The 26,620-nt window shown below is 67.5% G+C and carries 15 protein-coding genes; 6 read left to right on the forward strand and 9 right to left on the reverse strand.

Annotation, left to right across the window (positions count from 1 at the left end; translation table 11 throughout):
• Nucleotides 1-27: 27 nt before the first annotated feature.
• The gene (locus KEG57_RS49695) at nucleotides 28-1,452 is read right to left on the reverse strand and encodes an L-serine ammonia-lyase (protein WP_272428392.1); all 1,425 of its coding nucleotides are present in this window, start codon (nucleotides 1,450-1,452) and stop codon (nucleotides 28-30) included.
• A 352-nt stretch (nucleotides 1,453-1,804) separates the two neighbouring features.
• Here KEG57_RS49695 and KEG57_RS49700 point away from each other — a divergent pair, with 352 nt between their 5' ends.
• Nucleotides 1,805-5,689: an ATP-binding protein gene (locus KEG57_RS49700; RefSeq protein WP_272459846.1), complete on the forward strand. Its 3,885-nt coding sequence runs from the start codon at nucleotides 1,805-1,807 to the stop codon at nucleotides 5,687-5,689.
• 12 nt (nucleotides 5,690-5,701) lie between these two features.
• On the opposite strand, the gene KEG57_RS49705 is transcribed toward KEG57_RS49700, so the two are convergent.
• The 4 genes from KEG57_RS49705 to KEG57_RS49720 form a co-directional block, all read right to left on the reverse strand.
• The gene (locus tag KEG57_RS49705) at nucleotides 5,702-6,325 is read right to left on the reverse strand and encodes a hypothetical protein (protein ID WP_272459847.1); all 624 of its coding nucleotides are present in this window, start codon (nucleotides 6,323-6,325) and stop codon (nucleotides 5,702-5,704) included.
• A 186-nt stretch (nucleotides 6,326-6,511) separates the two neighbouring features.
• Nucleotides 6,512-7,672, reverse strand: a complete 1,161-nt coding sequence (locus tag KEG57_RS49710) for a sensor histidine kinase (protein WP_272459848.1) — start codon at nucleotides 7,670-7,672, stop codon at nucleotides 6,512-6,514.
• A gap of 30 nt (nucleotides 7,673-7,702) precedes the next feature.
• Nucleotides 7,703-10,807, reverse strand: coding sequence for a PAS domain S-box protein (locus KEG57_RS49715; protein ID WP_272428388.1), 3,105 nt, complete (start codon nucleotides 10,805-10,807; stop codon nucleotides 7,703-7,705).
• A 478-nt stretch (nucleotides 10,808-11,285) separates the two neighbouring features.
• On the reverse strand, nucleotides 11,286-12,254 hold the full coding sequence (locus KEG57_RS49720) for a ThuA domain-containing protein (RefSeq protein ID WP_272459849.1): 969 nt from the start codon (nucleotides 12,252-12,254) through the stop codon (nucleotides 11,286-11,288).
• A 137-nt stretch (nucleotides 12,255-12,391) separates the two neighbouring features.
• On the opposite strand from KEG57_RS49720, the gene KEG57_RS49725 reads away from it, so the two are divergent.
• Both KEG57_RS49725 and KEG57_RS49730 read left to right on the forward strand, forming a co-directional pair.
• On the forward strand, nucleotides 12,392-14,596 hold the full coding sequence (locus KEG57_RS49725) for a multiheme c-type cytochrome (RefSeq protein WP_272459850.1): 2,205 nt from the start codon (nucleotides 12,392-12,394) through the stop codon (nucleotides 14,594-14,596).
• A 121-nt stretch (nucleotides 14,597-14,717) separates the two neighbouring features.
• Nucleotides 14,718-15,224: a DUF3421 domain-containing protein gene (locus tag KEG57_RS49730; RefSeq protein WP_272428385.1), complete on the forward strand. Its 507-nt coding sequence runs from the start codon at nucleotides 14,718-14,720 to the stop codon at nucleotides 15,222-15,224.
• A 983-nt stretch (nucleotides 15,225-16,207) separates the two neighbouring features.
• Here KEG57_RS49730 and KEG57_RS49735 read toward each other — a convergent pair.
• Both KEG57_RS49735 and KEG57_RS49740 read right to left on the reverse strand, forming a co-directional pair.
• Nucleotides 16,208-17,917 (reverse strand): ATP-binding protein, encoded by a 1,710-nt coding sequence (locus tag KEG57_RS49735; RefSeq protein WP_272429046.1) that lies wholly within the window; start codon nucleotides 17,915-17,917, stop codon nucleotides 16,208-16,210.
• A gap of 181 nt (nucleotides 17,918-18,098) precedes the next feature.
• A complete protein-coding gene (locus KEG57_RS49740) occupies nucleotides 18,099-19,706 on the reverse strand; it encodes a hypothetical protein (protein ID WP_272459851.1) in 1,608 nt (535 codons plus the stop codon).
• Between the two features lie 56 nt (nucleotides 19,707-19,762).
• On the opposite strand from KEG57_RS49740, the gene KEG57_RS49745 reads away from it, so the two are divergent.
• Nucleotides 19,763-22,021 carry an ArnT family glycosyltransferase gene (locus KEG57_RS49745; protein ID WP_272459852.1) on the forward strand — a complete coding sequence of 753 codons (2,259 nt, stop codon included), beginning with the start codon at nucleotides 19,763-19,765 and terminating at the stop codon, nucleotides 22,019-22,021.
• On the opposite strand, the gene KEG57_RS49750 is transcribed toward KEG57_RS49745, so the two are convergent.
• Together KEG57_RS49750 and KEG57_RS49755 are read right to left on the reverse strand one after the other, a co-directional pair.
• Nucleotides 22,018-22,308: a hypothetical protein gene (locus tag KEG57_RS49750; RefSeq protein WP_272429051.1), complete on the reverse strand. Its 291-nt coding sequence runs from the start codon at nucleotides 22,306-22,308 to the stop codon at nucleotides 22,018-22,020. The genes KEG57_RS49745 and KEG57_RS49750 overlap by 4 nt on opposite strands.
• 5 nt (nucleotides 22,309-22,313) lie before the next feature.
• On the reverse strand, nucleotides 22,314-22,733 hold the full coding sequence (locus KEG57_RS49755) for a hypothetical protein (protein ID WP_272429053.1): 420 nt from the start codon (nucleotides 22,731-22,733) through the stop codon (nucleotides 22,314-22,316).
• Between the two features lie 149 nt (nucleotides 22,734-22,882).
• Between KEG57_RS49755 and KEG57_RS49760 the strand changes: the two genes are divergently transcribed.
• Nucleotides 22,883-23,305, forward strand: coding sequence for a mannose-binding lectin (locus KEG57_RS49760; protein WP_272429055.1), 423 nt, complete (start codon nucleotides 22,883-22,885; stop codon nucleotides 23,303-23,305).
• Nucleotides 23,306-23,930: 625 nt separating this feature from the next.
• Nucleotides 23,931-25,994, forward strand: a complete 2,064-nt coding sequence (locus tag KEG57_RS49765; RefSeq protein ID WP_272429056.1) for an FG-GAP-like repeat-containing protein — start codon at nucleotides 23,931-23,933, stop codon at nucleotides 25,992-25,994.
• Nucleotides 25,995-26,620: the final 626 nt, after the last annotated feature.

Genomic DNA, 26,620 nt, shown 5'->3' on the forward strand with positions numbered 1-26,620 from the left:
TTTGGACAACCGGGTGCGTCTGTCAACCTAGCATTCGGGAATGCCGACGCTCACGTCGATGCTCGTGTCGACGGGTGCTTCGAGGACGTGGACGGCGAGGCCGCCGCGCGCGGTCTCCTTGTACTTTTCCTTCATGTCGGCGCCCGTGTCCCGCATCGTCTTGATGACCTTGTCGAGAGCCACGAAATGGCGGCCGTCGCCGCGGAGCGAGAGGCGCGCGGCCTGGATGGCCTTGATCGCGGCCATCGCGTTGCGCTCGATGCACGGCACCTGCACGAGTCCGCCGATCGGATCGCAGGTGAGGCCGAGGTTGTGCTCCATCGCGATCTCGGCCGCGTTCTCCACATGGGCGGGGCTGCCGCCGAGGACCTCGCAGAGCGCGCCCGCCGCCATCGAGCAGGCCGAGCCCACCTCGCCCTGACAACCCACGTCCGCGCCGCTGATCGAGGCGTTCTCTTTGTAAAGCACCCCGATCGCCCCGGCCGTGAGCAAAAATCGGACGACGCCGTCGTCCGTCGAGTGGGGGATGAACCGCCGATAATAATGGAGCACGGCCGGGATGATGCCCGCCGCGCCGTTCGTCGGGGCCGTGACCACGCGCCCGCCGGCGGCGTTCTCCTCGCTCACCGCGAGCGCGTAGAGGCTCACCCAATCCATCGCCGTCAAGGGATCTCGCAGGCCCGCCTCGGGGTTTTCGAGCAGATTCCGGTAAAGCCCCGGCGCGCGCCTTTGCACGTGCAGGCCCCCGGGCAACGTGCCCTCCGTGCGCAGGCCGCGCTGCACGCAGGCCTGCATGACCTGCCAGATGCGCAAGAGCCCCGCCCGCGTCTCCGCCTCGGGCCGGAAGATCGACTCGTTCGCGAGCATCAAGTCGCTGATCGAGAGTCCGCGCGCGGCGCAGGCGGCGAGCAGGTCCGCGGCCGTGCGGAACGGGTAGGGAAACCCAGCCTTCGGGGCCTCTGTCGGCGTGTCCGCGCCCGCCTCGGGGTCGTCGACCACGAAGCCACCGCCGACCGAATAATAGACGCGCGTGTCGAGGACCTCGCCGTCCGCGTTCGTCGCGGTGAATCGCATGCCGTTCGGATGGAACGGCAAGGTTTTTCGGGAGAAGAGGATCTGGGAGGGCAGCGCGAAATCGATCTCTTTGCGGCCGAGCAGAGCGAGCCGGCCCGTGGACTTCACCGCGCCCACGTACGCCTCGACGCGCTCGACGTCGACCCCGTCCGGCGTTTCGCCGCGGAGGCCGAGGATCACGGCCTTGTCGCTGCCGTGGCCCTTGCCCGTGGCGCCGAGCGAGCCGAAGAGCTCGGCCTTCACCTTGGCCGTTCGTTCGAACAACCCTCGCTGCTCGAGTCCCAGGGCAAACGTGCGCGCGGCCCGCATCGGCCCCACGGTGTGCGAGCTCGACGGTCCGATGCCGATCTTGAACAGATCGAAGGTGCTGATGGTCATCGCGGGCGGAGTGTACTCCCGTTCAGGACGCGAGGTGGGGCGAAGCGCGGGGAGGCGTTCACCTTCGCCGCGTCCGGGCAGGCTGTTCGTCCGGGCCCCCCATCCGAGGAGCGCTGGCAGGAGGGCCCGGTCGAGGCGCTGTATATCCGCGCCAAACCCTTGTTTGTCGCGTGGGGAGGCGTGCATGTGCCCAAAACGGCGGCGGCGAACAATGGCGAGAACGTGAAGAACAAGGCAGGCGAGATCGACCCGGACGTGACTTTCCGATTCCTGGCAAAAATCGAGAAGTCGTCCTGAACAGCTCGTTTTTCCGCCCTAGCATGATGAGCGTACGTCCATTAAAGCTGGATTCATGGCTCGGGTTGGGGTCCAGGGTTCAGCGGTCGAGGGCTGCCTCGCCGGCGGCGGGGAGATGGGCGCACTGATGCGCTCGTTCGACTGGTCGCGGACGTCGCTCGGCCCGGTCGCGGGCTGGCCGACGAGCCTCAAGACGATGGCGGGCGTGGTGCTCAACACGCGCTTTCCGATGCTGATCTGGTGGGGGCCCGATCTCATCCACGCGGTCTACAACGACAGCTACCGGCCCTTCCTGTGCAACAAGCACCCCGCGTCGCTCGGCGCTCCCGCGAACGAGGTGTGGGCCGAGATCTGGGGCGTCGTCGGTCCCATGGCGCGCGGCGTGCTCGAAGGCGGGCCCGCGACGTGGAGCGAGCATCTGCTGCTCTGGATGCAGCGGCGCGGGTTCGTCGAGGAGACGTACTTCAGCTTTTCGTACAGCCCGGTCCCGCGCGATGACGGTCGCGTGGGCGGCGTGCTCGTGACCGTGCACGAGACGACCGAGCAGATCCAGGACGACCGGCAGCTCCGCATGCTGCGTGATCTCGCGGCGCGCGCCGCGGATGCAAAATCGGCCGAGGAGGCATGCCGCACGGCCGCCGAGATCTTCGCGACGAACGAGGCGGATCTGCCGTTCACGTTGCTCTACCTCGCCGACGGGCGCGAAGGCGAAGCGCGGCTCGTCGGCGAGAGCGGGCTCGCCCGATACGATGGCCCGGCCAAACCCGCGAGCGTGCCGATCCGGGGCGATACCTCGCAGGCCGCGTGGCCGCTCGCCGAGGCGGCGCGCACGGGGCGCGAGGTGCTCGTGGACGACCTCGCAGGAAGGTTCGGCGCGCTTCCCGCAAGCCGCTGGGGCAGCCCGCCGGAGCGCGCATTCGTCCTGCCCCTCGTGCGCACCGGGCAACCCGAGCCGTACGGCTTCCTCGTGGCCGGCATGAGCCCGCATCGTTTGCTCGACGACCGGTACTGCGGGCTCTTCCGGCTCTCGGCCGATCAGGTCGTCACGACGATCGGCAACGCGCGCGCCCACGAGGAGGCGCGCGCGCACGCCGAGGCGCTCGCCATGATCGACCGCGCGAAGACGGCTTTTTTCAGCAATGCGAGCCACGAGCTGCGCACGCCGCTCACGTTGATCCTCGGGCCGGTCGAGGACGCGCTCGCCTCGGGCACGGGGACGCTCGGCGGCGAGGCCCTGCGGTGGGTGCATCGGAGCACGATGCGGCTCGCGAAGCTCGTGAACGCGCTGCTCGACTTCTCGCGGATCGAGGCCGGCCGCATTCAAGCCGCGTACGAGCCGATCGATCTCGCGGCGCTGACGATCGATCTCGCGAGCGCGTTTCGTTCGGCCTTCGAACGGGCCGGGCTCGCGTTCGACGTCGACTGCACGACGCTCGAGGAGCCAGTCTTCGTCGACCGCGACATGTGGGAGAAGATCGTGCTGAACCTGCTCTCGAACGCGCTCAAGTTCACGTTCGAGGGGAAGGTGCGCGTGGCCCTGCAGGCGGTGGGGAACCACGTGGAGCTCACGGTCGAGGACACGGGCACGGGCATCGCCGAGGACGAATTGCCGCGGCTTTTCGATCGGTTCCATCGCATCCAGGGCGCGCGGTCGCGCACGCACGAAGGCTCGGGCATCGGGCTCGCGCTGGTGCAAGAGCTCGTGCGGTTGCACGGAGGGCGCATCCAGGTCGCGAGCGAGCTCGGCAAGGGGACGAGGTTTTCCGTGGTGATTCCGCTCGGCGCGGCGCACCTGCCCGCCGATCGCGTTCGCGCCGAGCCAGCGCCGGCCTCGAGTCGGTCCGGCGTGGTGGCGCCGTACGTGGAAGAGGCGTTGCGGTGGCTGCCCGGCGCGGACGCGGATGGCGACGAGGCGCCGATCTCGGAGCGTTTCCTATCGGAGTCTTCGATCGGCGCACTCGCCCCGAACCCGAACGCGCGCATCCTGCTCGTGGACGACAACGCCGACATGCGCGCGTACGTCAGGCGCATTCTCGGCGAGCATTGGAAGGTGGAGGCGGTCGCGGACGGCGCAGCGGCGCTCGAAGCCGCGCGCGCGTCGCGACCGGACCTCGTGCTCACGGACGTGATGATGCCGAACCTCGACGGCTTCGGGCTCTTGCGCGCGCTGCGCGACGACGCGTCGCTCTGCGACGTGCCGGTGATCATGCTTTCGGCGCGCGCGGGCGAGGAATCACGCGTCGAAGGTCTCCAGGCGGGCGCGGACGACTACCTGCCCAAGCCGTTCTCGGCGCGCGAGCTCGTGGCGCGGATCACGGTCCACCTGCAGATCGCGGAGCTGCGGATGAGCGCGGTGCGGGAGCGGACGAAGATGCACGCGCTCTTCATGCAAGCGCCGGTGGCGATCGCGTCGCTGCGCGGGCCGCGGTACGTCTTCGAGCTGGCGAATCCGCGCTACGAGGTGATGGTGGGCAAGGAGCACCTGGTGGGGCGTGCGTACGCCGAGGTGTTCCCCGAGCTCGCGAATCACCCGATCATCGGCATCATCGACCGGGTGTACACGACCGGCACGCCGTACGTGACCGACGAGGAGCGGCTCGACATCGATCGCGGCAGCGGCCACGTGGAGGAATCGTACTTCAGCTTCAACCTGTGCGCGGTGCGCGGTGAGTCCGGGGAGCCGGAGGGGCTCTTGTGCGTGGCCATCGACGTGACGGATCGGATGCGAGCCCGCAAGCGCCTGGAGGACGCGATGAAGGAGCGGGGGGAGCTGCTCGTGCGGGAGCAGGAGGCGCGGCGGCAGGCGGAGTCGGCGAACCGTTCGAAGGACGAGTTTTTGGCAATGCTGGGGCACGAGCTGCGCAATCCGCTCGCGCCGATCACGACGGCGCTGCACTTGATGCGGATGCGCATCGGCGACGCGGGCGCGCGGGAGCGAGCGGTGATCGAGCGGCAGGTGAAACACCTGACGCAGCTCGTGGACGATCTCCTGGACGTCTCGCGCATCACGCGGGGCAAGGTGGAGCTGAAGAAGGAGCGAATCGAGATCGCGGAGGTGGTGGCGAAGGCGATCGAAATGGCGAGTCCGCTCCTGGAGCAGAGGCGGCACCACCTGACGGTCGAGGTGCCGTCGCGGGGGCTCTTGGTGGACGGGGACGGGACGCGCCTCGCGCAGGTGATGTCGAATTTGCTGACGAACTCCGCGAAGTACACGGAGTCGGGCGGGCAGATCGCGGTGGAAGCGGAGCGGCGGGAGCGCGACATCGAGATTCGGGTACGCGACAATGGTATCGGGATCGCCCCGGACGTGCTGCCGACGGTGTTCGATTTTTTCGTGCAGGACCGACAGGCGCTCGATCGAGCGCAGGGAGGGCTCGGGCTCGGTCTGGCGATCGTGCGGAATCTGGTGACGATGCACGGGGGGACGGTGTCGGCGCGGAGCGAAGGGAAGGGGAGGGGGAGCGAATTCACGGTGCGGCTCCCGGCGGCCGCGGGGCTCGCGGAGGTGGAGGCGGCGCGGGCGCGGGTGAGGGCGCCGATGAAGGCTCAGGGCGGGGGCGGGCATCGAATTCTGGTGGTGGACGACAACGAAGATGCGGCGGCATTGCTGGCGGAGTCGCTGGGGAGCTTGGGGTATCAGACGCGGGTGGCTTCGGATGGGCCGTCGGCCTTGCGGGTGGCGGAGAAGTTTCGGCCGGACATTGCGCTGCTCGATATCGGTTTGCCGGTGATGGATGGGTACGAGCTGGCGCATCGATTGCGGGAGCGGCCGGAGCTCACGAGGTTGCGGTTGATCGCGGTGACGGGGTATGGGCAGGAGTCGGATCGGTCACTCTCGCGCGAGGCAGGGTTCGACGCGCATCTGGTGAAGCCGGTGCAGTTCGACCGGCTGGCGGGGCTTTTCGCGGAGATGTTCGGGCAGGAGGGGGAGGCGGAATAGCAGCCGCGGCAGCTAAAACGCCGTCCAGAACCGGCTTCGCTTCGTCCGCGCGCTCTGTCGCGAGCCCTCCCCTTCCTTCTTGTCCGGCCCGAGCGCGACGCCGAGGACGAACGAGCCGCGGAAGAAGTATTCATCCTCTTCCAGCCGCTGTCCCGTCGAGATGTGCTGCCAGGTGACCCCGTGGGGTGTGAAATCGACCTGCAAGCCAATCACGAAGAAATCGAGGATGAATGCGGTGCGGAGCCCGGTGGTGAACGCGACGTCGTGGTTGTCGACGATCTTGTAATCGGGCACGTTGACGGTCTGGAGATCGAGCGGGAAACGCGCGCCGAAGAAAGGCCGGAGCTCGAAGATGTCCGCGAACTTGATGGACCAGCTCCCGTGCACCGCCGGTCCGAGGTACCGATACGTGCCGAAGGTGCCTGCGTAGTTGACGCCGTAATCGAACGTGCCGCCCAGGCAGATGGCGTCGAGGACCCGGAGTTCCAGCGTGCCGCCGACCCCGGCCTCGGTCCCGGCGCCGCCGTGGACCGTCGCGACGAACCGATGGCCCTTGTCACGAGCCGAAGCCGCGGGCAAGAGCGCGAAGAAGCCGAGCAGCGCGGACGCGATTTGCGCAAATCGAAGTCGAGTCATGGGAACCCTCCATCGGGCCATTCGTTCCGGGATGTGGAAAGGAAGCTCGTCCCAAGAATGGAGGTGGGCGCGACCCCAGCGACGCTCATCCGACGAGCCGTGGAATCCGGCCGACGAGAGGCGCTCTGGGGACGACGAGGCGAGGGTGGTGCGGCGGCCGAGATACCGGCCGGGGAGATCATTTCATCACGTCACCTCGACGTAGGTCGCGGGCCGGGGCTGCTTTTCCGCCAGAAAACACGGGAGCTCGACGATGGATCGGGTCCCCTCGGGGGAGGATTCGAGCCGCAGGGCGGCGCCCTCGTATTTGAGCTCGAGGCGCCTCCGGACCGAGCGCAGGCCGAACGCGCCGGAGCGTGGGGGCGCCTGGGGGATTCCGGGGCCGTTGTCCTCGATCGTGCAGACGAGGCGCGCGGCGGCTTCGTTTTCGGCGGGGGTCACGACGGCGCGAACGAGCACGGTTCCGCCGCCGCCGCGCCTCCGCAGGGCTCCATGCTTGACGGCATTCTCGACGAGCGGCTGGAGGAGGAGTCGCGGGAGGAGGGCGTTCTCGGCGGGGCTCTCGATCTCCCACTGGAAGCGGAGGGATCCGGCGTGGCGCGATTCGAGGATGTCGGCATAACGGCGGAGCCACGCGATCTCCTCGTCGAGCGTCTGCATCTCGTCGGCGTCGTGGAGTGCGTCGCGGAGGAGATCCCCGAGGCAAGCGAGGAGGCGGCGAGCTTCGCGGGGATCCTGCGTGACGAGGCCGGCGATGGCGTTGAGGGTGTTCAGGAGGAAATGGGGCTCGAGCTGGGCGCGCAGATGCGCGAGCTCGGCGGCCGCGCGGAGCTTTTCGGCTTCGAGCTTGAGCTTTTCGGTTTCGAGGGCACGGAGGCGCGCATCCTCGGCCGCGAAGGGATACACGAACGCGAGGGCCCAGACGGCGCACATGATGAGGCCATAGACAACACCAAAGGCCGCGAGGATGCTGTAGGGGGCCCTGCGCTCGGGCTGCATGCCGAGGCTCGGGAAGCTCAGGGCCACGTAGACGATGGCCAAGGTGGACGTCGCGCCGACGACGGCGGCGACGAGGAGGCTGACGAGGAGGGTTCGCCCCGAGGCAAGTCGTCTCCGCGTGGCCCAATGGAAGCTGGCGGAGAGGGCAAACATGAGGAGAGGGATGGTGACGAGGAGGAATGTAATGCGGAGGGCGATGTCGCTTTCGGGCTGGCGGCTGACGGCGGAGGGGAGGATCTGGAGGACCATGACGCCGAAGACGACGGCGGTGCCGACGGCCCAGCGTCTCCAGCCGAAGAATTGGGTGTAGAGCGGGGAGGTGCTCACCACGTTGTCGGGCTCGCGCATGACGGGAGAGTAGACTGGCGGGGCCCCGGTTCAAGCGCTGGCGCTCCATCTTGCAGACTCGGCCGTCGGCACGGTGAAATGGAACGCGCTGCCATGTCCAGGTTTGCTCTCGACCCAGATCCTCCCGCCATGCGCCTCGACGATCCCCTTGGCGATCGCCAGACCCAACCCTGACCCGAGCCTCGCGGTCTCCTTGGCCTGCCAGTAACGCTCGAAGAGGTGGGGCATCTGCGCCTCGGGGATGCCAGGGCCGGTATCCGAAACGCAGACTTCGATGTTGCGCCCCGAATGACGGGCGTGGACCGTGACGATCCCCCCTTCCGGCGTGAACTTGATCGCATTGCCCAAGAGATTCGAGAGGACCTGCATGATCCGATCGTGATCCGCGAGGATTCGCGGGAGGTCGGGCTCGAGCTCCTGCACGACGTGAATCGACCTCGCCGCGCTGAGGGCCTCGATGGATTCGCAACAGATGTCGATGATCGCCCGAACATCATGGACGTCGGGCTCGACGGTGAAGGTCCCCGACTGGATCTTGGCAAAATCCAGAATGCTCATGATCAACCGTTGCATGACCATGGCCGAGCGGTCGACGCTGTCCGCTATCTTCGACAACCGAGCCTTTACCTCCGGATCGATGGTGCGAAGTTTCTTCAGCAAACGCGCGTTCATGAGGATGGCCGCGAGCGGGTTTTTCAGATCGTGCGACACGATGGCCACGACGTCTTCCCGCGTTCGAATCGCCTCACGGAGCTGTGTTTCGATGTTCTTTCGCGCCGTGACGTCGCGGATGATCGCGGTGACCTGCAGCTCGCCGTCGACGATCCCCGGGCTCAGGGAAACGTCGATGGGAAACTCGCTCCCGTCTCTTCGTGCCGCGTAAAGATCGAGGCCCGCGCCCATCGGACGAGCGTGAGGATCCGTGACGTATTCGGTCCTGTGACCGACGTGCCGTCCCCTGCACCGCTCGGGGAGCAACATCTCCACCGGCTGCTCGATCACCTCTTCAGGCTCGTAGCCGAACAGAGATTCGATTTGCTTGTTCACGAGCTTGATGCGCCCCCGGGCATCGACCACCACGATCCCGTCGTGCGCGCTCTCCACGAGGCTTCGATAGCGCCTCTCGGCGACCTCACGCGCGCGCTCCGCCCGTTTTCGCGCGCTGATGTCGCGAACGAAGCTCAAGAGCCTCCCGTCCGGGCAGAATTTGGCGCTGATCTCGACCGGCAGGTAATGACCGTCCTTCTTCCGCAGGTCCCATTCGGCGACGTCGACGGTTCCAGGCTCGGAGAGGCGCCTCGTGGCCGCCTCGAAACGCGACGTGGCGTCGGGTGGAATCATGTCGAGGAGCGCTGTCCCGACGAGCTCGTCCCTGGAAAAACCAAGCATCCCGCATCCTGCGCCATTCACGTCGATGCAGCGCCCCTCCGTGTCGGTGACGAAGATCCCGTCGGCCGCGAGCTCGACGAGATCGCGATACCTCTGCTCGCTGCGCCGGAGAGCCTCCTCGCTCGTTCTCTTTGCAGTGATGTCCTCGTACACCGCGACGAGGACGAGCCCGTGCTCGGGGTGGCAGAACTGCGACGCCGTGGCCCGACACCAGAACGGCGTTCCGTCCTTCCGAACGTTCTGGATCTCGTAGGTCCCGACGTTTTGCGCGAGAATGGTCGACACGAGCCGGCGCGCGACCTCCTGCGAGCCTCCGGGGACGTCTTCGGAATTCAGGATCGAGACGTGCCTCCCGATGAGCTCTCCGGGGGCATATCCGAACATGGCTTCGAACTTAGGATTGGCGTGAACGATCGACCCATCGGAGGCCTTCACGAGGCACGCTCCTTCGGCCATGTTGTGCAGGATCTCCGCTTGAAGAGCCACCTGCTGTGTGCGCTGCTCGACCCGCCTCTCGAGCTCCGCGTTGGCCTCTTTCAGCGCCTCTTCCGCGAGCTTTCTCTGCGTGATGTCCTCGACGAACATCAGAATTCCGCCGATCGCGTCGCCGTCCTCGTGCCAGGGACGAACCTCCCACCGAATCCATGTGATGGTGCCATTGGCTCGCTCGAAACGATCCTCTTCGCAGCGCTCGACCGCGCCGGCGAGACAGCGACGGTGCACCTCTTTCCAGCGTTCTGGTACCTCGGGGAAGACCTCGTAATGAGTCTTGCCGACGCATTCCACCTTCTCCAGGCGAAAGTCGGAGATCCATCGACGGCTCACCCAGAGGTACTTCATGTCGCGATCGAACATCGCGACGGCTCCGGAGGCGTGGTCGATCATGAGCTTCAGGTGATAGGCGGCCTTCTCCCGCGCATCGTCCAGTCGATTGAGCTTCTCCGAGGTCCGCCATATGATGGCGGACAGGATCGTCGTTCCGAATGCGACGACGACCGCGAGCGAGAAGCTCAGATCGAAGAACTGGCGGGTCCCCCCGAGCTGAACGAGGAGGCCCAGCATCACCAGCGTCAGGATGGACGCTGGCAAAAGTCGTTTTGCCAAGAGGCCACCGGACTTGTCGCTCACGAAAACGGACATGACACCGACGTGAGGTCGAGCGAAAAGCAGGCCGAGCGAGAGCAGCGTGAACGCAACTTCGGTGTGGATCGCCACGCTGGAGTGGTAGAAAACCGCGGCCATGACGCGGGCGTCGTAAAGAAATCTCAAGAGACCCAGCATGGAGAGGAACAGGCAGAGGAGAATGGGGACTTGCCACATCCAACTCCGGCGCTTGGAGAGCTGCATGGCGATGAGCGAAAGGCCCAGCGACATGAATTTCAGAGCCGTGATCGGCGCCATTCGCCCCGGCGGGGTCTGAAATGAGGTGGATTCCCGATCGGCGACGAGCGCCTCGTCGATACGAAGATCGAGCCCCCCCAGGTACTCGGCGAGCGTCGCGGCGCCCAGGCACGTCACGAGGCCTCCGCAGAGCAAGAGGAGAATGTATCTCTCTTTCGAGCGAACCTTGGCCGTTTCCTCGGCGTGAAGCACGAGGAGGGCGAGCCCCATCGACGCGAAGGAAGCTGCCGTGTTCACCTTCATCGCCGGGTAGCGCATCACCATGCGCTTCAGCACCTCCACATCGAAGGCCCAGCCCATCATCACGAGCACCGCGATCACGAGCACGACCCCCCCGAGTGCCATCGACGCTCTCTGGTAGGATGAGACGAGCCGGCTGCAAGATTCGGTGTCGCCCTTCGTGCCCATCCCCTCTCCCCCTCGCAATGAACTGCTGCTCCAGCTATCCAGGAACACGGTTGTCGTCCGCGCGACAGCGAAAGGACGATCGCTGCCGTGCGAAGAACACGGTCAGCCCGCCCGTTTCCTCGCCGGGACCCATCCGGACCACCGGAGACCAGCGCTCGAGCGCCGCAGGCCGCTCGGGTCTCGTACGGAGGTTTTGGGGTCGCTTCGACATGACCGGTACGGTATGTCGTAGCACGTCGGTCGTTGTCGTATCGCCGATTTGCCCGCTTCTGGGGCGCGGATGCGCTTGCTGGCGATAGCGGGACGGTTCAGGTCGCTGCTCTGCGCGACGTTGGGGAGGACGATTCCGCTCGCTTGGCAGGCATCGGAGCAGACGAGGCGACTGCGGGAGAACGAGGACGCCGAAGGGCCGACGTCAGTTCGGCGTTGGAATGGTCACTTGACAGTTCTTCGCGGGCGTCAACCACTTGATCGCATTCAGCCAGAACAGCTCGAGTTGGTATTCCGGGTGCTCCGTCCATTCACTGTCGTACGTGATCCATTCGTCGCCCCACATGAGCACGTGACCGCTGCCCACTTCCTGGGCCTTGAGCAGGTCGTACCCTTGTTCCGTGGCGAGCGTCTGCCCCGTCCCCTCGACCGGATACCCATTGTCGACGCCGATCCTCGTCACGCCGTTCGTCACGGGATGGGTCACCCAGTTCGTGACGGGGATGGTCGCTTCCCCGTTCTTCGGGAGAATTTGCTGCGCGCCATAGCTCATGGCGAAGGCTCCGAGCAACGTATTCACGTTCGTCCGCTCGGTGGGGTCGGCATACCCGATGAGCGTCATGAAGCCGCCCCCCGCCTTGACCCACTCGCTCAAGGCCTCGACCTCGGCGGCCGAATACGTCCGGCCGAGCTCGCTCAGATTCTGCGCCACGATGACCTGATATTTGTCGAGCAGGTCCTTCGTGAGCACCTGGTCGTTCAGGGAGACGGCCCCGTTGTCGCTTCGGGCGTCGAGCCACGAGGCGAACACGTCCCCATTGCCCCAGACGCCGGCCAGCCCGAGCGTCGCGATGCGCAGACAATCGCAGATGCCGTCGTTGCCCACGTCGACGTTGTCGATCGTCCCGTCGTTGTCGTTGTCGATGCCGTCGCAAACCTCGGTCCCGCCGCCGCCACCCCCCGTGCCATTCCCCGCGCCCCCACTTCCGACGAAAGCTCCCCCGACGTTGTCGCCGCCTTGTCCGGCGCCGCCTTGTCCGGCACCACCTTGTCCCGTACCGGTCGCGCTCGAGCTTGCGCCCGATCCGCCGGTCGATGTCCCGCTGCCTTGTCCGCAGCCAGAGGCGAGCACGAAAATGACGGTGGCGAGCTGAAGGGCATAAGAACGTTGCATTCCCGTAGTATAATCGGTCGTGCGTCCGGCGCGCAATCCCGATTCGGGGCAAGGGTCGTGCTGTCCTCCGAAGCAGCAGCATGCTCGGGCCTCCTGCTCTCTTGCCCCCGCGCGAAAGCTCGGCGAGCATGCCTTCCATGCGCAGGCAGAGCGCCCTCCTCGGCACCGTCCTCCTCTCATCGCTCGTCCTGGCGATTTCCTGCGCTCCTTCCAGCGGCACTCCCGATCCGCCCCCGAAGACCGCAGCTCCCGCGGACGATCCCACCCGCGCCCGCATCTTCGCCACCTTGCCTCAATCCAAGCTCGAGCTCGCCCCGGCCGAGACCGTCCTGAAAGGAAAACACCGCGGCAAGGAGATGGCGGATGGCAGCGAGTGCGAGGGGTGCCACGCCGACGTCGCCGCTGCCTTCCGCGGCAGCGCGCATGCGTTCGCTTCGTTCAACAACCCGGTTTACCGGGCCGCCGTCGATCGGTTCCGCGCCGACGTCGACCACGCGAAGAGCAAGTTCTGCGGCGGTTGTCACGACATCTCCCTCCTCGTCGACGGCGGCATGGACAAGGCCATCGAGCCCTCGGATACCCGCGCCCACGCCGGGATCGGGTGCCGCACGTGCCACGGCATCGAGGAGGCGCGCATCGATGGAAACGGGAGTTATACGCTCACCGCCGAGCCGTTCCCCCTGCCCACGAAGGGCGACCCGAGGAGCATCGCCGCGCATAAAGCCCGCGCCGCGAGCCCCGCGCTCCGGACGACCGCGCTCTGCGCGAGCTGCCATCGGGCCTTCTTGAACGAGGGGACCGGGAACGCGCATCACCTCATCGGGCAGGACGACATGACGCCGTGGCAACAATCGGTGTTTGCCGGCTCGCGCGTGCACGCCCTCGACGAGGAAGTGCCCGAGCAGGATTGCCGGGGCTGCCATATGCCGCGGATCCGCGCCGACCGGGGAGATCCCGCGGCGAAGGACGGGAAGATCGCATCGCACGCATTTCTCGGTGGGCATACGTGGCTCGCGGCCATCCGGAAGGATCCGGACGTCCTCGCGAAGACACGCGCTTTCCTCGAAGGATCCGTCTCCATCGATATCGCCGCCGTCATCGGCGCGGATGGGCATCGGACGCTGCCCGCGGACGGGGCGCCCATGGCCGCGGGCGAGCGGGTCGTGCTCGCCGTGGCGCTGCGCAATGAACGCGTCGGGCACAGGTTCCCCGGCGGGACGATGGACGCGGCGGATGCGTGGGTCGAGGTCGAGGTGCGGGACGCGAACGGCGCGCTCGTGGCCGAGGCGGGGCTCGAGCACGAGGCGACGGGCGACGATCCGACGGCGCATCGGCTGCGCGCATTGCAGGTCGGCGACGATGGAAAACCGCGGCTCGAACGGCAGACGGAGCAATTTCGGGCGCCGGTCTTCAATCACACGATCCCGCCGCGGGGCGCACAGGTCGTCGAATACGGGCTCGAAACGCCCGTCGGCGTGGCGTTCCCGCTCCGGGTGATTGCGCGATTGCGGCACCGGACGCGGAGCCTGCCGGTGTTTCACGCGGCGTGCGAGGCGTCGAAGAGCGAGCGCGGGAAGGCGTTCCGCGCCGCGGGATTCGATCTCGACGGCTGCACGCCCGAGCCCGTGACGAAGGTGGCCGAGACCGAGGTATGGATCGGTCCGGGATCGGCCGGGCGGAAGCCGGAGAAACCGGGCAAGCCGACGTGGCGAAGGCTCTACGATCACGGGCTTGGGATGATCGGGGCGCTCCAGGAGCGGCGCGACGAGGCCGGGCCGAGCCTGGTCGCGGCGCTTGCGGAGGCCGAGGCCACGGGGGAGGCGCGGCCAAAGGCGGTGGTGATGGCGGCGCTCGCCTTGCTCGCGAGTCGGCAAGGGCGCGTGGACGAGGCCATGGGTTGGCTCGACAAGCTCGCGCCACTCGCGCCGGATCACCCGGCGATTCCGTATCTGCGCGGCGAGGCGCTCTCGCAGGTATGGCGATTCGAGAAGGCGGCGCCGCCGCTCGCCGAGGCGGCCGAGCGCGCGCCGGGCGATGACGCGGCATGGGTGATGCTCGCCGTCGCGCGGGGGAGCGCGGCCGATGCGCGGGGCGCGCTTTGGGCGGCGCGGCGAGGGCTCGTGGTGCAGCCGCGGGATCACGATCTTTTGCGCGTGCAGGCGCTCTCGCTCGCGGCGCTGTCGGCGCCCGAGGCCGAGGTTTCGGCGGCGTGGGAGGCGTGGCAGAAGGTGCGGCCCGCGGACGTGATCCCGCGGGTGAAGGCGAAATGCAGCCGCGACGTGCCCGGATGCGCGCTCGAGCGGAGCCCGGTGCACGTGCATCCGCTTCGAATGCGGCGTTAGAATATCACCTCGAGCGAGAAATTCCGAGATTCCGCCGCCCACGCAGAGGATGCGGCCGTACTCGTTCGCGCGGCTCGGGCGTTGCATGCCTTCGCCTTGGAGGTGGAGAATGCCGATCTGGATGCAACGCAAGCTCGTGGGTGGGTTGGCTCTTCTCGCAGGGCTCGGTGCCTCGGGGCTTTGGCTTCGTTCGGCGATCGCGCAGCCGGAGGGATTCTCTTGGGTCTTCGGGATGAACGGTTACGTGCCTGCGGGTGCGATTCCCGGCGGCTCGGAGCCTGGGCGCGTTTTGTACATCTGCCACGGGTGGTACGAGGGAGGGCTGCACCCGGGAAAGATCGTGGGACAGAACTGCAACATCGGCTGGGGAGGGCGAGAAGTTCTCCTCAATGCGTACGAGGTCCTCGTGGGCGATCCGGGGCGCGTGCAGTGGGTCGACGCGAGCAACGGGTGGATCCCGCCAGGGGCTGTGTCGGGCGGTTACGAGTCCGGTCGTCCCAGTTTGTACATTTGCCGGGCGCAATACCGCGGCTGGCAACCCGGAAAGGTCGTGGGAGAAAACTGCAACTTCGGATATGGCGGAGACGAGAAGCTGTCCCCCTCCTACCAGGTCCTCACCGCACACTAGGACATCGATCGGTTTGCAACCGCTCGATGTCCTAGCTCTTTTGTCCCGAGGGGGACGCCTCGCGTCCCCCTCTCGTCCGGGCAAAGCCCGGCCGATTCACCCCCCGAGGGAAGATCGCTTCGCGATCTTCCGAGCATCGAACCGGTCGATGCTCTAGGGGCTTGCTGCCATCGGTCGCCTCCAGCGCGTGGCGCGCGGCGCGCATCGCTACGCGAGGCGCGTCCACGTCGTGGCGGAGGGCGCGGAAACGTGACGCGAGGCACGTCCACGTCGTGGCGGAGGGCGCGGAAACGTGGCGCGAGGCGCGTCCACGTCGTGGCGGAGGGCGCGGAAACGTGACGCGAGGCGCGTCCACGTCGTGGCGGAGGGTGCGGAAACGTGACGCGAGGCACGTCCACGTCGTGGCGGAGGGCGCGGAAACGTGGCGTGACGCGTGTCCGCGCCATGGCCGCGCGACGGGCAACGATGCCGCGCCCTCGTCCATCCCGTGCGGCGCGCTCGCGTAGCGATGCGCGACGCGCGCCACGTGCCAACCACCGCCCGCGCCACGAACCGAACCACTCGACGATCACGCGGCCATAATGCGTGCTCTCGCGCACTCACGACGTGGAGAGCGGGGGCGAGACGGCGGGCGGGGCGTAGACCCGGGGCGCTGCCCCGGACCCGGCGGGGGCTCTTCGCCCCTCGACCCGAACCAGGGCCAGCCCTGGACCTCAGGGGGAAGAACTGCGCGATGCGCAGTTCTTCCCACAGGCCGGTGGCAAGACCTCGAAGGCGCGTTTCAACCTGGCGACGGGTCTTGCCAGCAGAAGCGTCAGCGCTGTCTTGGTGGGCAAGGTCGTCGCTGGTCTTGACCCGGCCTGTTCGATGAACTGCGCATCGCGCAGTTCATCGACCCCGAGTCCAGCGCTTGCGCTGGTCCGGGTGCAGGGGCGGACAGCCCCTGCTGGGGTCTGGGGCAAAGCCCCAGCGAGGCGGCGCCGTCAGGAGGCGCGCGCGGTCACGGCGGCGCGGCTCTTCGGGAGCGTGACGGTGAAGGTCGAGCCCTCGCCGGGCAGGCTTGCGAGCGAGATGGCGCCGCCGTGGGCCTCGACGATCTGGCGTACGATGTAAAGGCCGAGGCCGAGGCCGCCGTAATGGCGGGACGAGACCGCGCGCTCGAATCGGTCGAAGATGTGCGCCTGCCGGTCCTCGGGGATGCCGATTCCGCGGTCCTCGACGCAGAGCCACGCCTGCGTATCGTCGCCCGTGGCCCGCACGCGGACGGGCTTGCCGGCGCCGTACTTGAGCGCATTGCCGAGGAGGTTCGTCACGACCTGGCGCAGCCTCGCCCGATCCCACATGCCCCGCACCGGCCGCTCCGCCTCGACGACGAGCGAGCCGCCCGTGCGCGCGATCTCCTCGCGCAGCTCGCCGGCCGCCTCGCGCGTGAGGGCCGCGAGATCCACCTCTTCGAGCTCCAGATCGAGGTGCCCGGCTTCGAGGCGCGAGACGTCGAGCAGCCGGTCGATGAGGTGGAGCAGGTGCTTGCTTTGCCGGTCGCTCGTCTCGAGCAGGCGCTCGATCAGCGGCGCGGGCATTCGATCGAGCTTGCCCGCGCGCGCATGCCGGAGGAGCGCCTCGATGCCGAGCCTTAGCGAGGTGCAAGGCGTGCGTAGCTCGTGCGAGGCGATCGAGAGGAACTCGTCGCGCGCGCGGATGGCCTCTTGCGACTCCTCGTAGAGGCGCGCATTCGCGAGCGCGAGCGCCGCGTGGTGGCCGAGGTCCTCGGCGAGCGTGAGGTCGGCCGCGCAGGCCGGCGAGGAGCCGGGCATGCGGGCGAGGGTGATCGCGCCGAGCGTGCGGCCGCGCGCGACGAGCGGCACGGCGACGTACGAGGAGAGGCCGAGCGCGCGCACGAGAGCCTCGCAGCTCGGATCACGCGTCCCGAGTGCGGCGAGGCGGGCGTCCGTGGTATCGGGGACCGCGGGGCAAAGCAGCGGCTGGCCGAAGCGGACGACGTGGGAGACGCCGCCGGGCAAATCGGGCTCGACGCGGATGGAGCCGGGTTTGGCGAGGGCCTCGCGCGCCGGATCGACGTGGGCGAGGGCGCCGAGGTGCACGCCGCCCTGGCCGTCGACGGTCCACACCGCGCACCAATCGGCGGCGAAGGGGACACAAAGATGCGCGAGCCGGGTCGCCGTATCCTCGTAATCGAGCGTGCCCGAGAGAATACGCGTCGTCTCGGCGAGGAAGGCGCTCCTTCGCTCGGCGCGCTCGGCGGCTGCGCGGGCGGCCTGCTCTTTTTCGAGGAGCCGATCGCGCTCTTCCTCGGCGCGCCGCCTGTCCGTGATGTCGCGGCCGAGCACGACGAGGCCGCGGCGCCGCCCGTCCGGATAAAAGAGCGGGACCTTGTACACGTCGTACGTCCGGATCGACCCATCGGGCCGCGGCACGTTTTCCTCGACGCGGGAGAGCTTGCCCGCGTCCCAGGCCACGCTGTCGGTATCCGGGCAGACGAGCAAGGCTTCGCGATAGAAGGGCGTGAACGCCGAGAGCTCGGCCTCGCTCTTGTTCTGGTAATCGACGCCTTCGAGGCCGAACACTTCGAGCCCGGCGCGATTGACCTGGAGCCAGCGGCCCTCGCCATCCTTCATGAAAATGGGATCGGGCGAGGCCTCGATGAGCGTCCGAAGCTGCTCGGCGTTGGACATCCCTTGCTCCGGAGAAGTCGACTCCTCCGGCGTGAACCTGGTCGGCTCGGCGCGTGCCCCGGAAGCCGGCGCGTGCTCCTGCCGGGCCTCGCGATCCCTCGGGGCACTTCGCATCATTGCCGCCATGATCGCGCAGCCTAGCCCCTGGCGTCAGAGACGCAAGGAAGCGATGGCGGCCGGCTCACCGGCGATCGAGCGGCCCCTGGCCCGATTTTCGTCGGTAGAGCCACCACGTGCCCACGTGATTCACCGGGACAATCGAGGGATCCTCGCGAAACATGCCGTCCGGCGAAGTTCGGCTACGAACGAGGAACCAATCGAAAAACCTGCCATTCTGGAGAGGCCGAAACTTGTGCGGCGTCCATTCCCATCGCGTGGGGACGTGCGGCGGAATGACGGCCGAGGGCTCGGCTCGGCTCCGATACACGAGCGGCGAGGCGCCGAAGACGGCGAAATGGAAGCTGAGCCAGCCGCCCTTGTCCGCCTGCACGTAGGCCGGCAAATGGATGAAGGGGGTGTTTTTCTTGGTCGAGCCCCCGTGGTCGAAGACGAGATACATGAGGCGCGGGGCGCGCGGAATGTCCTCGACGATGCGGTGGAAGTCCTCGGTCGCCCGGTCGAAGACGCGGTAGTTCGTGGCGATGGCGCGCGAGAGGCCGATCGGCGCGAGGGCAAGCGCGAGGACGAGCGGGGCGCGGAGCAGGGGCGCGCGGGGGAGATCGGGCAGGAGGGCGAGCGCGAGGAAGGCGAGGGCCGTGGCCTCGCGCGGGTAGACGTACCACCAGACGCCCTGCTGCATCGGGAGCATCAGGAACGAAAGGAGGAACGCGCCTGCGCAGCCGAGGGCGAGGACGTGGCTGCCCAAGACGAAGGACCAGGCGCGGCGGTTCCAGGCGCTCGCGCGGCCCGAGAGCGCGAACGCGACGAGCGAGATCAGCGCGACGAGGCCGAGGGTGCGGTAATTCGTGACGATCGCCGCGGCCTCGATCGGATCGTGGAAGCCGCCTTCGAGCAGGAGCGGGCGGATCTCGTCGAGGCGGTGGGTATCGAACTGCGAGAGGTCGATCGGCCCGCCGATGGCCGCCGGCCGGACGCGCGTCCACACGGCGAAGAGCACGAGCGGCGGGACGAGCGGCGCGAGGATCGGCCGGAAGCGCCCTGTCGCCGGGTACATCACGACGGCCGCGGCGACGACGCCCGCGATGGCGAACGGGAAGCGGAAGACGTGCGTGAAGAAGAGCAGGACGAGGACGGCGGAGAGCGTGATCTGCCGGCGCCGCGAGGGCGCGTCGAGGAGCAGGAGCGTCACGCCGATCGTCATCGCGAAGAGGCCGAGCGCGCCGACGAAGTTGAGAAAGCCCCAGTGCGTGAGGTGGCTCCACGCGAACGGCAGGCCTGCGAGGCCGAGGAGCGGGCTCTTCTTCATGCCGTGGAAGAGCACGGCAAGGCCCGCGGGCAGGAGCGCGAGCATGGCCACGGCCGCGATCTTCACGGCCACGTGCGCGGGCACGAGGAACATGAAGAGCGCGCCGATCACGTACGAGGACATGTACGGGACCGCGAGCGGGTGCAGTTCGAACTGATCCCGCAGGTGGTAGCTCGGATCGAAAAAATGCCGCAGCGCGCCGGTCTGCGCGGCGTGGAACGGGAGATCCGTCATCGGCGCGTACCGCGCGGCCGTGAACGGGTAGGCGATGACGTAGAGGGACGCGGCCAGCGCGACGATCGCGAGGGCGGATCCAGCGGGATTTTTCTGCAGGGCGGCCGCGAACCGCTTTCCGAGACGCACGGGGGCGGCAAGTTACCACGCCCTTTGCGCTTGCCATCCGCTACCCTCCCGCGCGCATGATCCCGAGGCTCTCGCTCCGCTTGCCCCAAGGCTCGGACGGGCTGCCCGTGGCGAGCGCGCGCGAGGCGCGGATCGCCCGGGCGCTCGTCATCGTGGCCACGGCGTGGTTTCTCCTCGTCGCCGCGTGGGAGATGCTCGGGCCCGTGCTCAACGGGCACTGGGCCTCGACCGCGAGCATGGGGATCATCGCGGAGAACATGCTGCGCTGGGGGATCCCGGGCCCGGTCTGGGAGTACACCGAGGCGCGGCCCGGCCCGGAGCTCTACTACTGCCACCACCCGTGGGGGATCTTCTGGGTGACGGCGTTCGTCATGAAGATCGTGGGCCGGCACGACGTCGTCTGCCGCCTCGCCGCGATCCTCCTCTCGGCCGCGACGCCACCCTTGCTCTACGCGATCGGCCGCTCGATCTGGCGACCCGCGGCGGGCGCGGCGGCGGCCGTCGCTTTCGTCGTCCTTCCGATCACACTCGCCTTCGCGAGCTTCAACGCGCTCGAAGTGCCGCTCATGTTCTGGTCGCTCCTCGCGATCTACGGCTGGGTGCGGCTCGTCCAGACGTGGCGAAGGCGCTTCCTCGTCGTGAGCGCGGCAGGCCTCTTCATGGCGCTGCATTCGGACTGGCCGGCGTTCGTGCTCGCGGGGCAGTGGCTCGGCTTCGGGCTTTTCCGCGCCTACCTCGGCGGTCGCCGCTTCTTCGGGCCGCTCCACGAGCGCCGGTACGCCGAGCTCTGGATCACGTGGGCCGTGCTGTCCGTGCTCACCGGGGTCCTCTACCTCGCGATCTTCCAGAAGGCCGGCAAACTCGGCGATCTGCTCTCGGTCTACGGATCTCGCTCGGCGGGCAACGCGGTGCCGCTTTCGGCCGTGCTCGCGAGCCGGCGGTACTGGATCGAGCTCTCGTTCACGCCGATCGCGATCCTGCTCGGGAAGATCGCGGCCGTCGTGTGCGTGCTGCGCCTGCTCCTCACGCGCGCCGAGGTCGAGCTCGCGCCGCTCCTCGTGCTCGGCATGGCGACGTTCCAGTACATCGTCTTCAAGCAGGGCGCCGACATTCACGTGTTCTGGCCGCAGCCGTTCGGCGCGTACTTCGCGCTCGCGATGGGCGCGCTCGTGGCCACGCTCGCGCCGGCGTTCGAGCGCCTCGGCGCCCTCGCGCGTCGCGTGCGGCGGCTGCCTGCGGACAGCACGTTCGAGGGCGGGATCGTCGCGCTGGGCATCCTGCTCGTGCCGCTCGGGTTCGTCCTGCGCGACGGCGCGCCTGCGGTGCTCTACGCGCGGCAGACGGGCGGGCGCTTCAACGAGAAGGGAAACCTCATCGACTCGGACGGCGACAAGACCGTGTTTCTGCGCTGGCTCGCTTCACGCCTCCCGCGCGACGCCACGGCCCTTCTGCACGAGAGCATGCACGCGACGTGGGCGCAGGTCTGGTCCCTCGGCGGGCGTGTGGTGAAGGTCAACCCACCGGTGCCGACGGGGCCGCTTCCGGGGCGCGCCAGCGTGTTCGTGATGGACAGCCGCTACGTGCCGGAGGCGCAGCTCGCGGCCGTGACGAAGCGGTTTCACGTGACGGCCGTGGGCCCGTTCTGGGCCGTGTTCCCGGGCGAGACGTTCGCGCCGATCGACGCGTACGTGTTCGAGGAGCGCGAGCCGACCGCGCTCGAGTGGATGTTCGTGAGCGCGACGGAGCCCGTGCGTACGATCGTGCCGGACGCGTATGCGACGTGGGAGCAGCGTGTGCACTGGGAGCAGGAGGCGACGCCGCCCGCGGAGCCGCCGCGGACGTTCGAACAGAAACGAATCGCGCACAACGTGGCCGTGACGCAGGGCGACGCGGCGCGGGCGGAGGCGCTCTTCGCGGAGATCACGCGCGAGCTCCGGCCGATCGGCGCGGCGTACGAGGACGGGCCCGAGATCGTGGGTGCGTCGTACCGGACGGGCGCGCGTTCGCGCCTCGACTTGTTCGTCCGGGCGTCGGGCCCGCTCGCGCCGGGGACGACGTTCACCGTGCGATCGAAGGTCCTTGCAGGTGCAAGGTTCTCGACGACGATGCCGGATCCGACGACGCGCGAGGTGGCATTGCCGCTCGTGGTGCCGGTCGAGCGGATGCGAAAAGGGTTTCTTTACGTGGATCCGGTGACGATCGTGAAGAGGCCCGGCGCGGAGGTCTTCCACGCGGCGCTGCTCGGGCGGGGGAAGTCGATGAAGCTCGCGCGGCCCGCGGGGGCGAATGCGATCGAGGTCTTGCGGCTGGATTAGGGGCCCTGGCAGCCCTTGCCCATGAGCGGGCCCATGCTGCCGTCTTTCTCGATGAAACGCACGTCCTCGCAAGCCTGGTTCGGCTCGCAGTCGGCGTCGGTCGCGCATTCCTTGAGGCACTGACCCTCGTTGTTCGCGAACGTGCCTGCCGGGCACGAGGGCGCGGGCGCGGCCTTTTGATCCGACGCGGCGCCGCTGTCGACCGGCGGGGGCGTCGTGTTGCTACACCCGAGGGCGGCGCCAAAAACGAGGGCGGCGAGGGCGACGGCAAACGTGTGTTTTTTCATGGCGATCACATGCAGCTCCAGGAGAAGTAGACGATCTCGCCGCCCGCAAAGAGTTTTTCGTACTTGGCCGGTATGGGGGGCACGGCTTTTCCGGCGAGCTGCGGGGTGAGATCGACCTCGTTGTCGGGGGAGCCGTCCGCGATGCCCGCCTTCACGACCTTCCCGTCCTGAATCGTGATCCATGCATCCCCGGTGCGGCCCTTTCGGTCCTCGTTGCAGATCGCCGGGTGCACGAAGGTCTGCAGCTTCCACTTGTAGGCGTCTTCGGCCTCGTCTTGATGGAACTGCCGCGCGAGCTCCTCCCGCTCGGCCGGCGTGAGCGCCGCGGCCGCGGGGTTGTCTGCCTCGGCCGGCGTTTTGTCCGGCGGCGTGCTCGACGCGCAAGCCGCCAAGAGAAGCGCGAAGGTCCCTGTTCTCCAGATCATGGCGCGATAGGAAGACAAAGCCCGTCGCGGGTGTCAAGGGGCCGCGAGGTCGGCGGGTGGAGCAGGCCGTCAAGCGCTGCCGGACGGCCTGTCGGGCCGCATATCCGGGGGGAGGGCGCGAGGGATGGTCCCGGCCCGAAAGGAGCACCATGTCGAGAAAGTTTGCCATTTCATTTGCGGCCGTGGCTCTGACCGGACTGTTCGCGGCGGGCGTCGCCGATGCGCGTGGCGCATTCGAGGATTCCTGCGACAGCATCCGGATCTTCAATCACACGAACCTGTCGGCGAATTGCAAGATGCGGAATGGCAATGTCCATTTCGGGGCCCACATCGATCTGAACCAGTACCTCGCGAACGACGACGGCAGGCTGGTATGGCGCCGGGGCGGGAATTTCGGGGCCACGTGCAGCAACATCACCGTGATCCATCCGCAGATCGGGCGGATGGGGGCCACTTGCAGGCAGCGAAATGGGATGACCGTCTTTGCGTTCATCCAGCTCGGTGAGCATATCGCCAACATCGACGGGAACCTCACCATCGTCGAGTTTGGCCCGCAGCATGATGAGCTATAACAGGCCGCTCCGCCCGCTGGGGCCGTGCCCGTTGCTCTCCTCTCCTCGCCTTGCTCGAACCGAGCTCGAAACCGGGACCGTTCCCGGCTTCCTTCTCGCTCGGTGATGACGCACCGCAGAACATCCCCACCACCCTCCTAGCTCGATGAGCCGGCGCCAGGGAGTTCCGACGTTATTTCCGTCGGATTCGTGCGCTTCCGTCGTGGCCATATCGAACGATGCTACGTTCGCGCGCAGACATGGGGGGGACCCACGAGGTCCCATGGGCGTCAGCTCGAGTAAGTCCCGCGTCGCGAGAAGCGCGACATTGCCAGGAAGATCAACGACAACCCCAGGCAGACCGCACCACCCGGCTCTTTCTGATGGCTGCGTGCCGAGGCGGCCGCGCGGCCGACGCGGAAAGAGAACGGGAAGCACGAGACGACCGAAGGCAAGCCACTCTGCCTGACGTTTGGCGCTCGTATTGGTGAACGACGATAAAGAACGCGGCTGCTCGCGCCATTTTCACGGGGATTTTCGCCTCGCCCGGGCCCGGCATGGATCCCGACGGGGAGCCCCTTTCGACGGCGCAACGTGTTGCGCCCCCTTACTGCTTGATCGCCAACTGGCGATGATGGAGAGATCGATGCACATCGGAAAAACATACATCTATACGATCACCTCGCTGCTCATGCTCGGCTGTGGCCCCGTGGAGGGGACGGATGGAGGCGGCGACGACGGCGAGGTCGGAGCCGCGGTCCAGGCTATGAACCTCCAGGATTACAACGGGTACTGGTTCGAGGCCCCGGCGAACAACACCATCCCCGTGTGCTGGAGGAACCCGAGCAGCGAGTTCGCGACCGAGAAGCAGATCATCCGGGAGGCGGTCGAGGCGAGCTGGCAAGCCATGTCGGCCCTCGAATTCACCGGCTGGAACACGTGCCCCGCCACGGGCAACTACCTGTCGGTCGAGCTCTTCGACGAGCCGACGCTCGATAAGTGGATGGCGGGCCGCGTGGAGCCGGCAGAATATGGGCTCGCATCGCTGCACAACGTGGCGACGGAGACCCATCCGAGCGTCAGGCTGACATATAACCTGACAGGCGCGGTTCCGACCCCCAACCAGCAGATCCGAAACCTGGCCGTCCACGAGTTCGGGCATGCGCTCGGGTTCCATCACGAAGAAGACCGGGAGGACGCCGGCGAGTGTCACAAGGTGCCCACAATAGACGCTACTTGGCGCGTTGAAAACCTGGACCTCACCGAGCTCGATCCCTGGGGCCTCATGACGCACAGATCCTGCCGCGGCGGCAATGACAGCGGCACGCGTCCGTCTGGCATGGAGCACCTCGCGAACCAGGTCATTCACGGCTCCCCGAGCCAGTGGACGCACTTGACGCGCAACTACTGTATCAGCGCCGGCGAGACCCTGTACATCGGCGACTTCAACGGCGACGGCCTCGACGACCTCTTGTGCAATCAGTCGGGCGACGGCGAGATGCTCATCGACTACGCCGACATATGGGGTAAGTTCTGGGGCTCCGAATGGAATTTGGTGGGACGGAACTTCTGCCTGGCGGGGAGCGAAAAGCTCTACGTCGGCGACTTCAACGGCGACCTCCACGACGACCTGCTCTGCAACCAGTCCGATGATGGCGACATGTTCATCGACCTCGCCGACGCGGAGGGCCAGTTCGAGGGCTCCGACTGGCCGCTCGGGGGACGGAACTTCTGCGCGTCGGCGGGCGATAAGCTCTACGTCGGCAAGTTCAACAGCGACAACCGCGCCGACCTGCTCTGCAACAAGTCGAACGGCGACATGATCGTCGACTATGCCGACACGAGCGGGCGTTTCTTGAGCGACGGGAACGAATGGACGGATACCGCTCGCAATTTCTGCGTGTCAGCGAGCGAGAAGCTCTACGTCGGCGATTTCAACGGCGACGGCCGCGACGACCTGCTCTGCAATCAGTCCGACGGCGAGATGCTCATCGACTTCGCCGACACGGCCGGCAAGTTCGAGGGCTCGAACTGGGTCCAGGTCCGCAACTTCTGCCACAACGGCGGCCAGCTCCATGTCGCGGACTTCAACGGCGATCAGCGCCAGGATCTCGCCTGTTTCGACCCGTCCGACGGCTGGATTCGCTTCGAGCTCGCCGACAAGAACGGGCGCTTCGACGAGATGGACATGGGCCCGACCCCCGCGCCGCAGGCCGACGCGCGCGGTCCCCTCGCGGGCTGGTGCAAGAACGCGACGCTCCTCGTGGGGCAGTTCAACAACGTCAGCGTCGGGCGTGTCCATCTGCCTGGTCGCGCCGATCTCCTGTGCCAGAAGTCGACCGGCTCGATGTCCCTCCAGTACGACTTCTCCATGCCGGCGCTCTCCGAGACCGGCGTGTCGGTCGGCTCGGGCGGCTGGGTGCACTACGGTCCCTTCACGATCGCGATCGGCGGCGAGCTGAACGCGTTCCTCACGCGTCCGATCCCCGTGGGCGGGCTCCCGGCCGGCGACGCGGACCTGTACGTGAGGAAGGACGTGCAGCCGACCCTGAGCTCCTACGATTGCCGAAGCAACGGCACGACGTCGTTCGAGCGCTGCAGCCTGACGGATGCCGGCACCTATTACGTCTCGATCTACGGCGCGAGCGCCACGACCGGGCTCGGCGCGCAGGTGTTCCTCGAGTCCCTTGGGATCTTCACCAATCCGTGACGCGGCCGCTGCCTGGGCCGTTCGCCAGGAATGCCACCGCATTCTGGCGAACGGCCCTCGTACGATTCTGCCATTCTCACCGATCGTACCCGCGACCTGACGCGTGACGAGCTCGAGCTACGGGCCTAGCCCTTCGCCCTCGCCGTGCTCCTCGAGGACGTCGATGTATTCGCCGACCTTGTTTCCTGCATGGGAGAGATGGGCGCACCGGGGAGGCGGGAGCGTCAACGACCGGGCATGACAGGTGCGCGGCTCTCGGCGTTCGTCCTTCACCGGCTGGGGCGGCGGCCTTGGCCGTCAAGACCTGCCAGCTCTGGGTCATCACGGTCGCGCTCCCCGACAGGGCCCACGGGGCCATCTTCGGGTGCCCGGGGAGCCGCACACAGACGCGGATCTCCGCGCGGACGAGAGACGGCACACACAGGACGAGAAGGACTGCGAGGAGGACGAGGGCCCCAGGGCGACGACGCATGCGAGCCTGGTCACCGAAGGCAGGCGGGCGGGGCAACTTTCCACCCAAACTGCACGCCGACCCGTCTGGCGCCGATCCTGAAAGGCTGAACCGCCCGCCGACCCTTCCTTGCCGAAAAAACGGTTCCGTTTTTTGTCGCCCGACCCTTCCTTTA

Source organism: Polyangium jinanense (assembly GCF_028435365.1).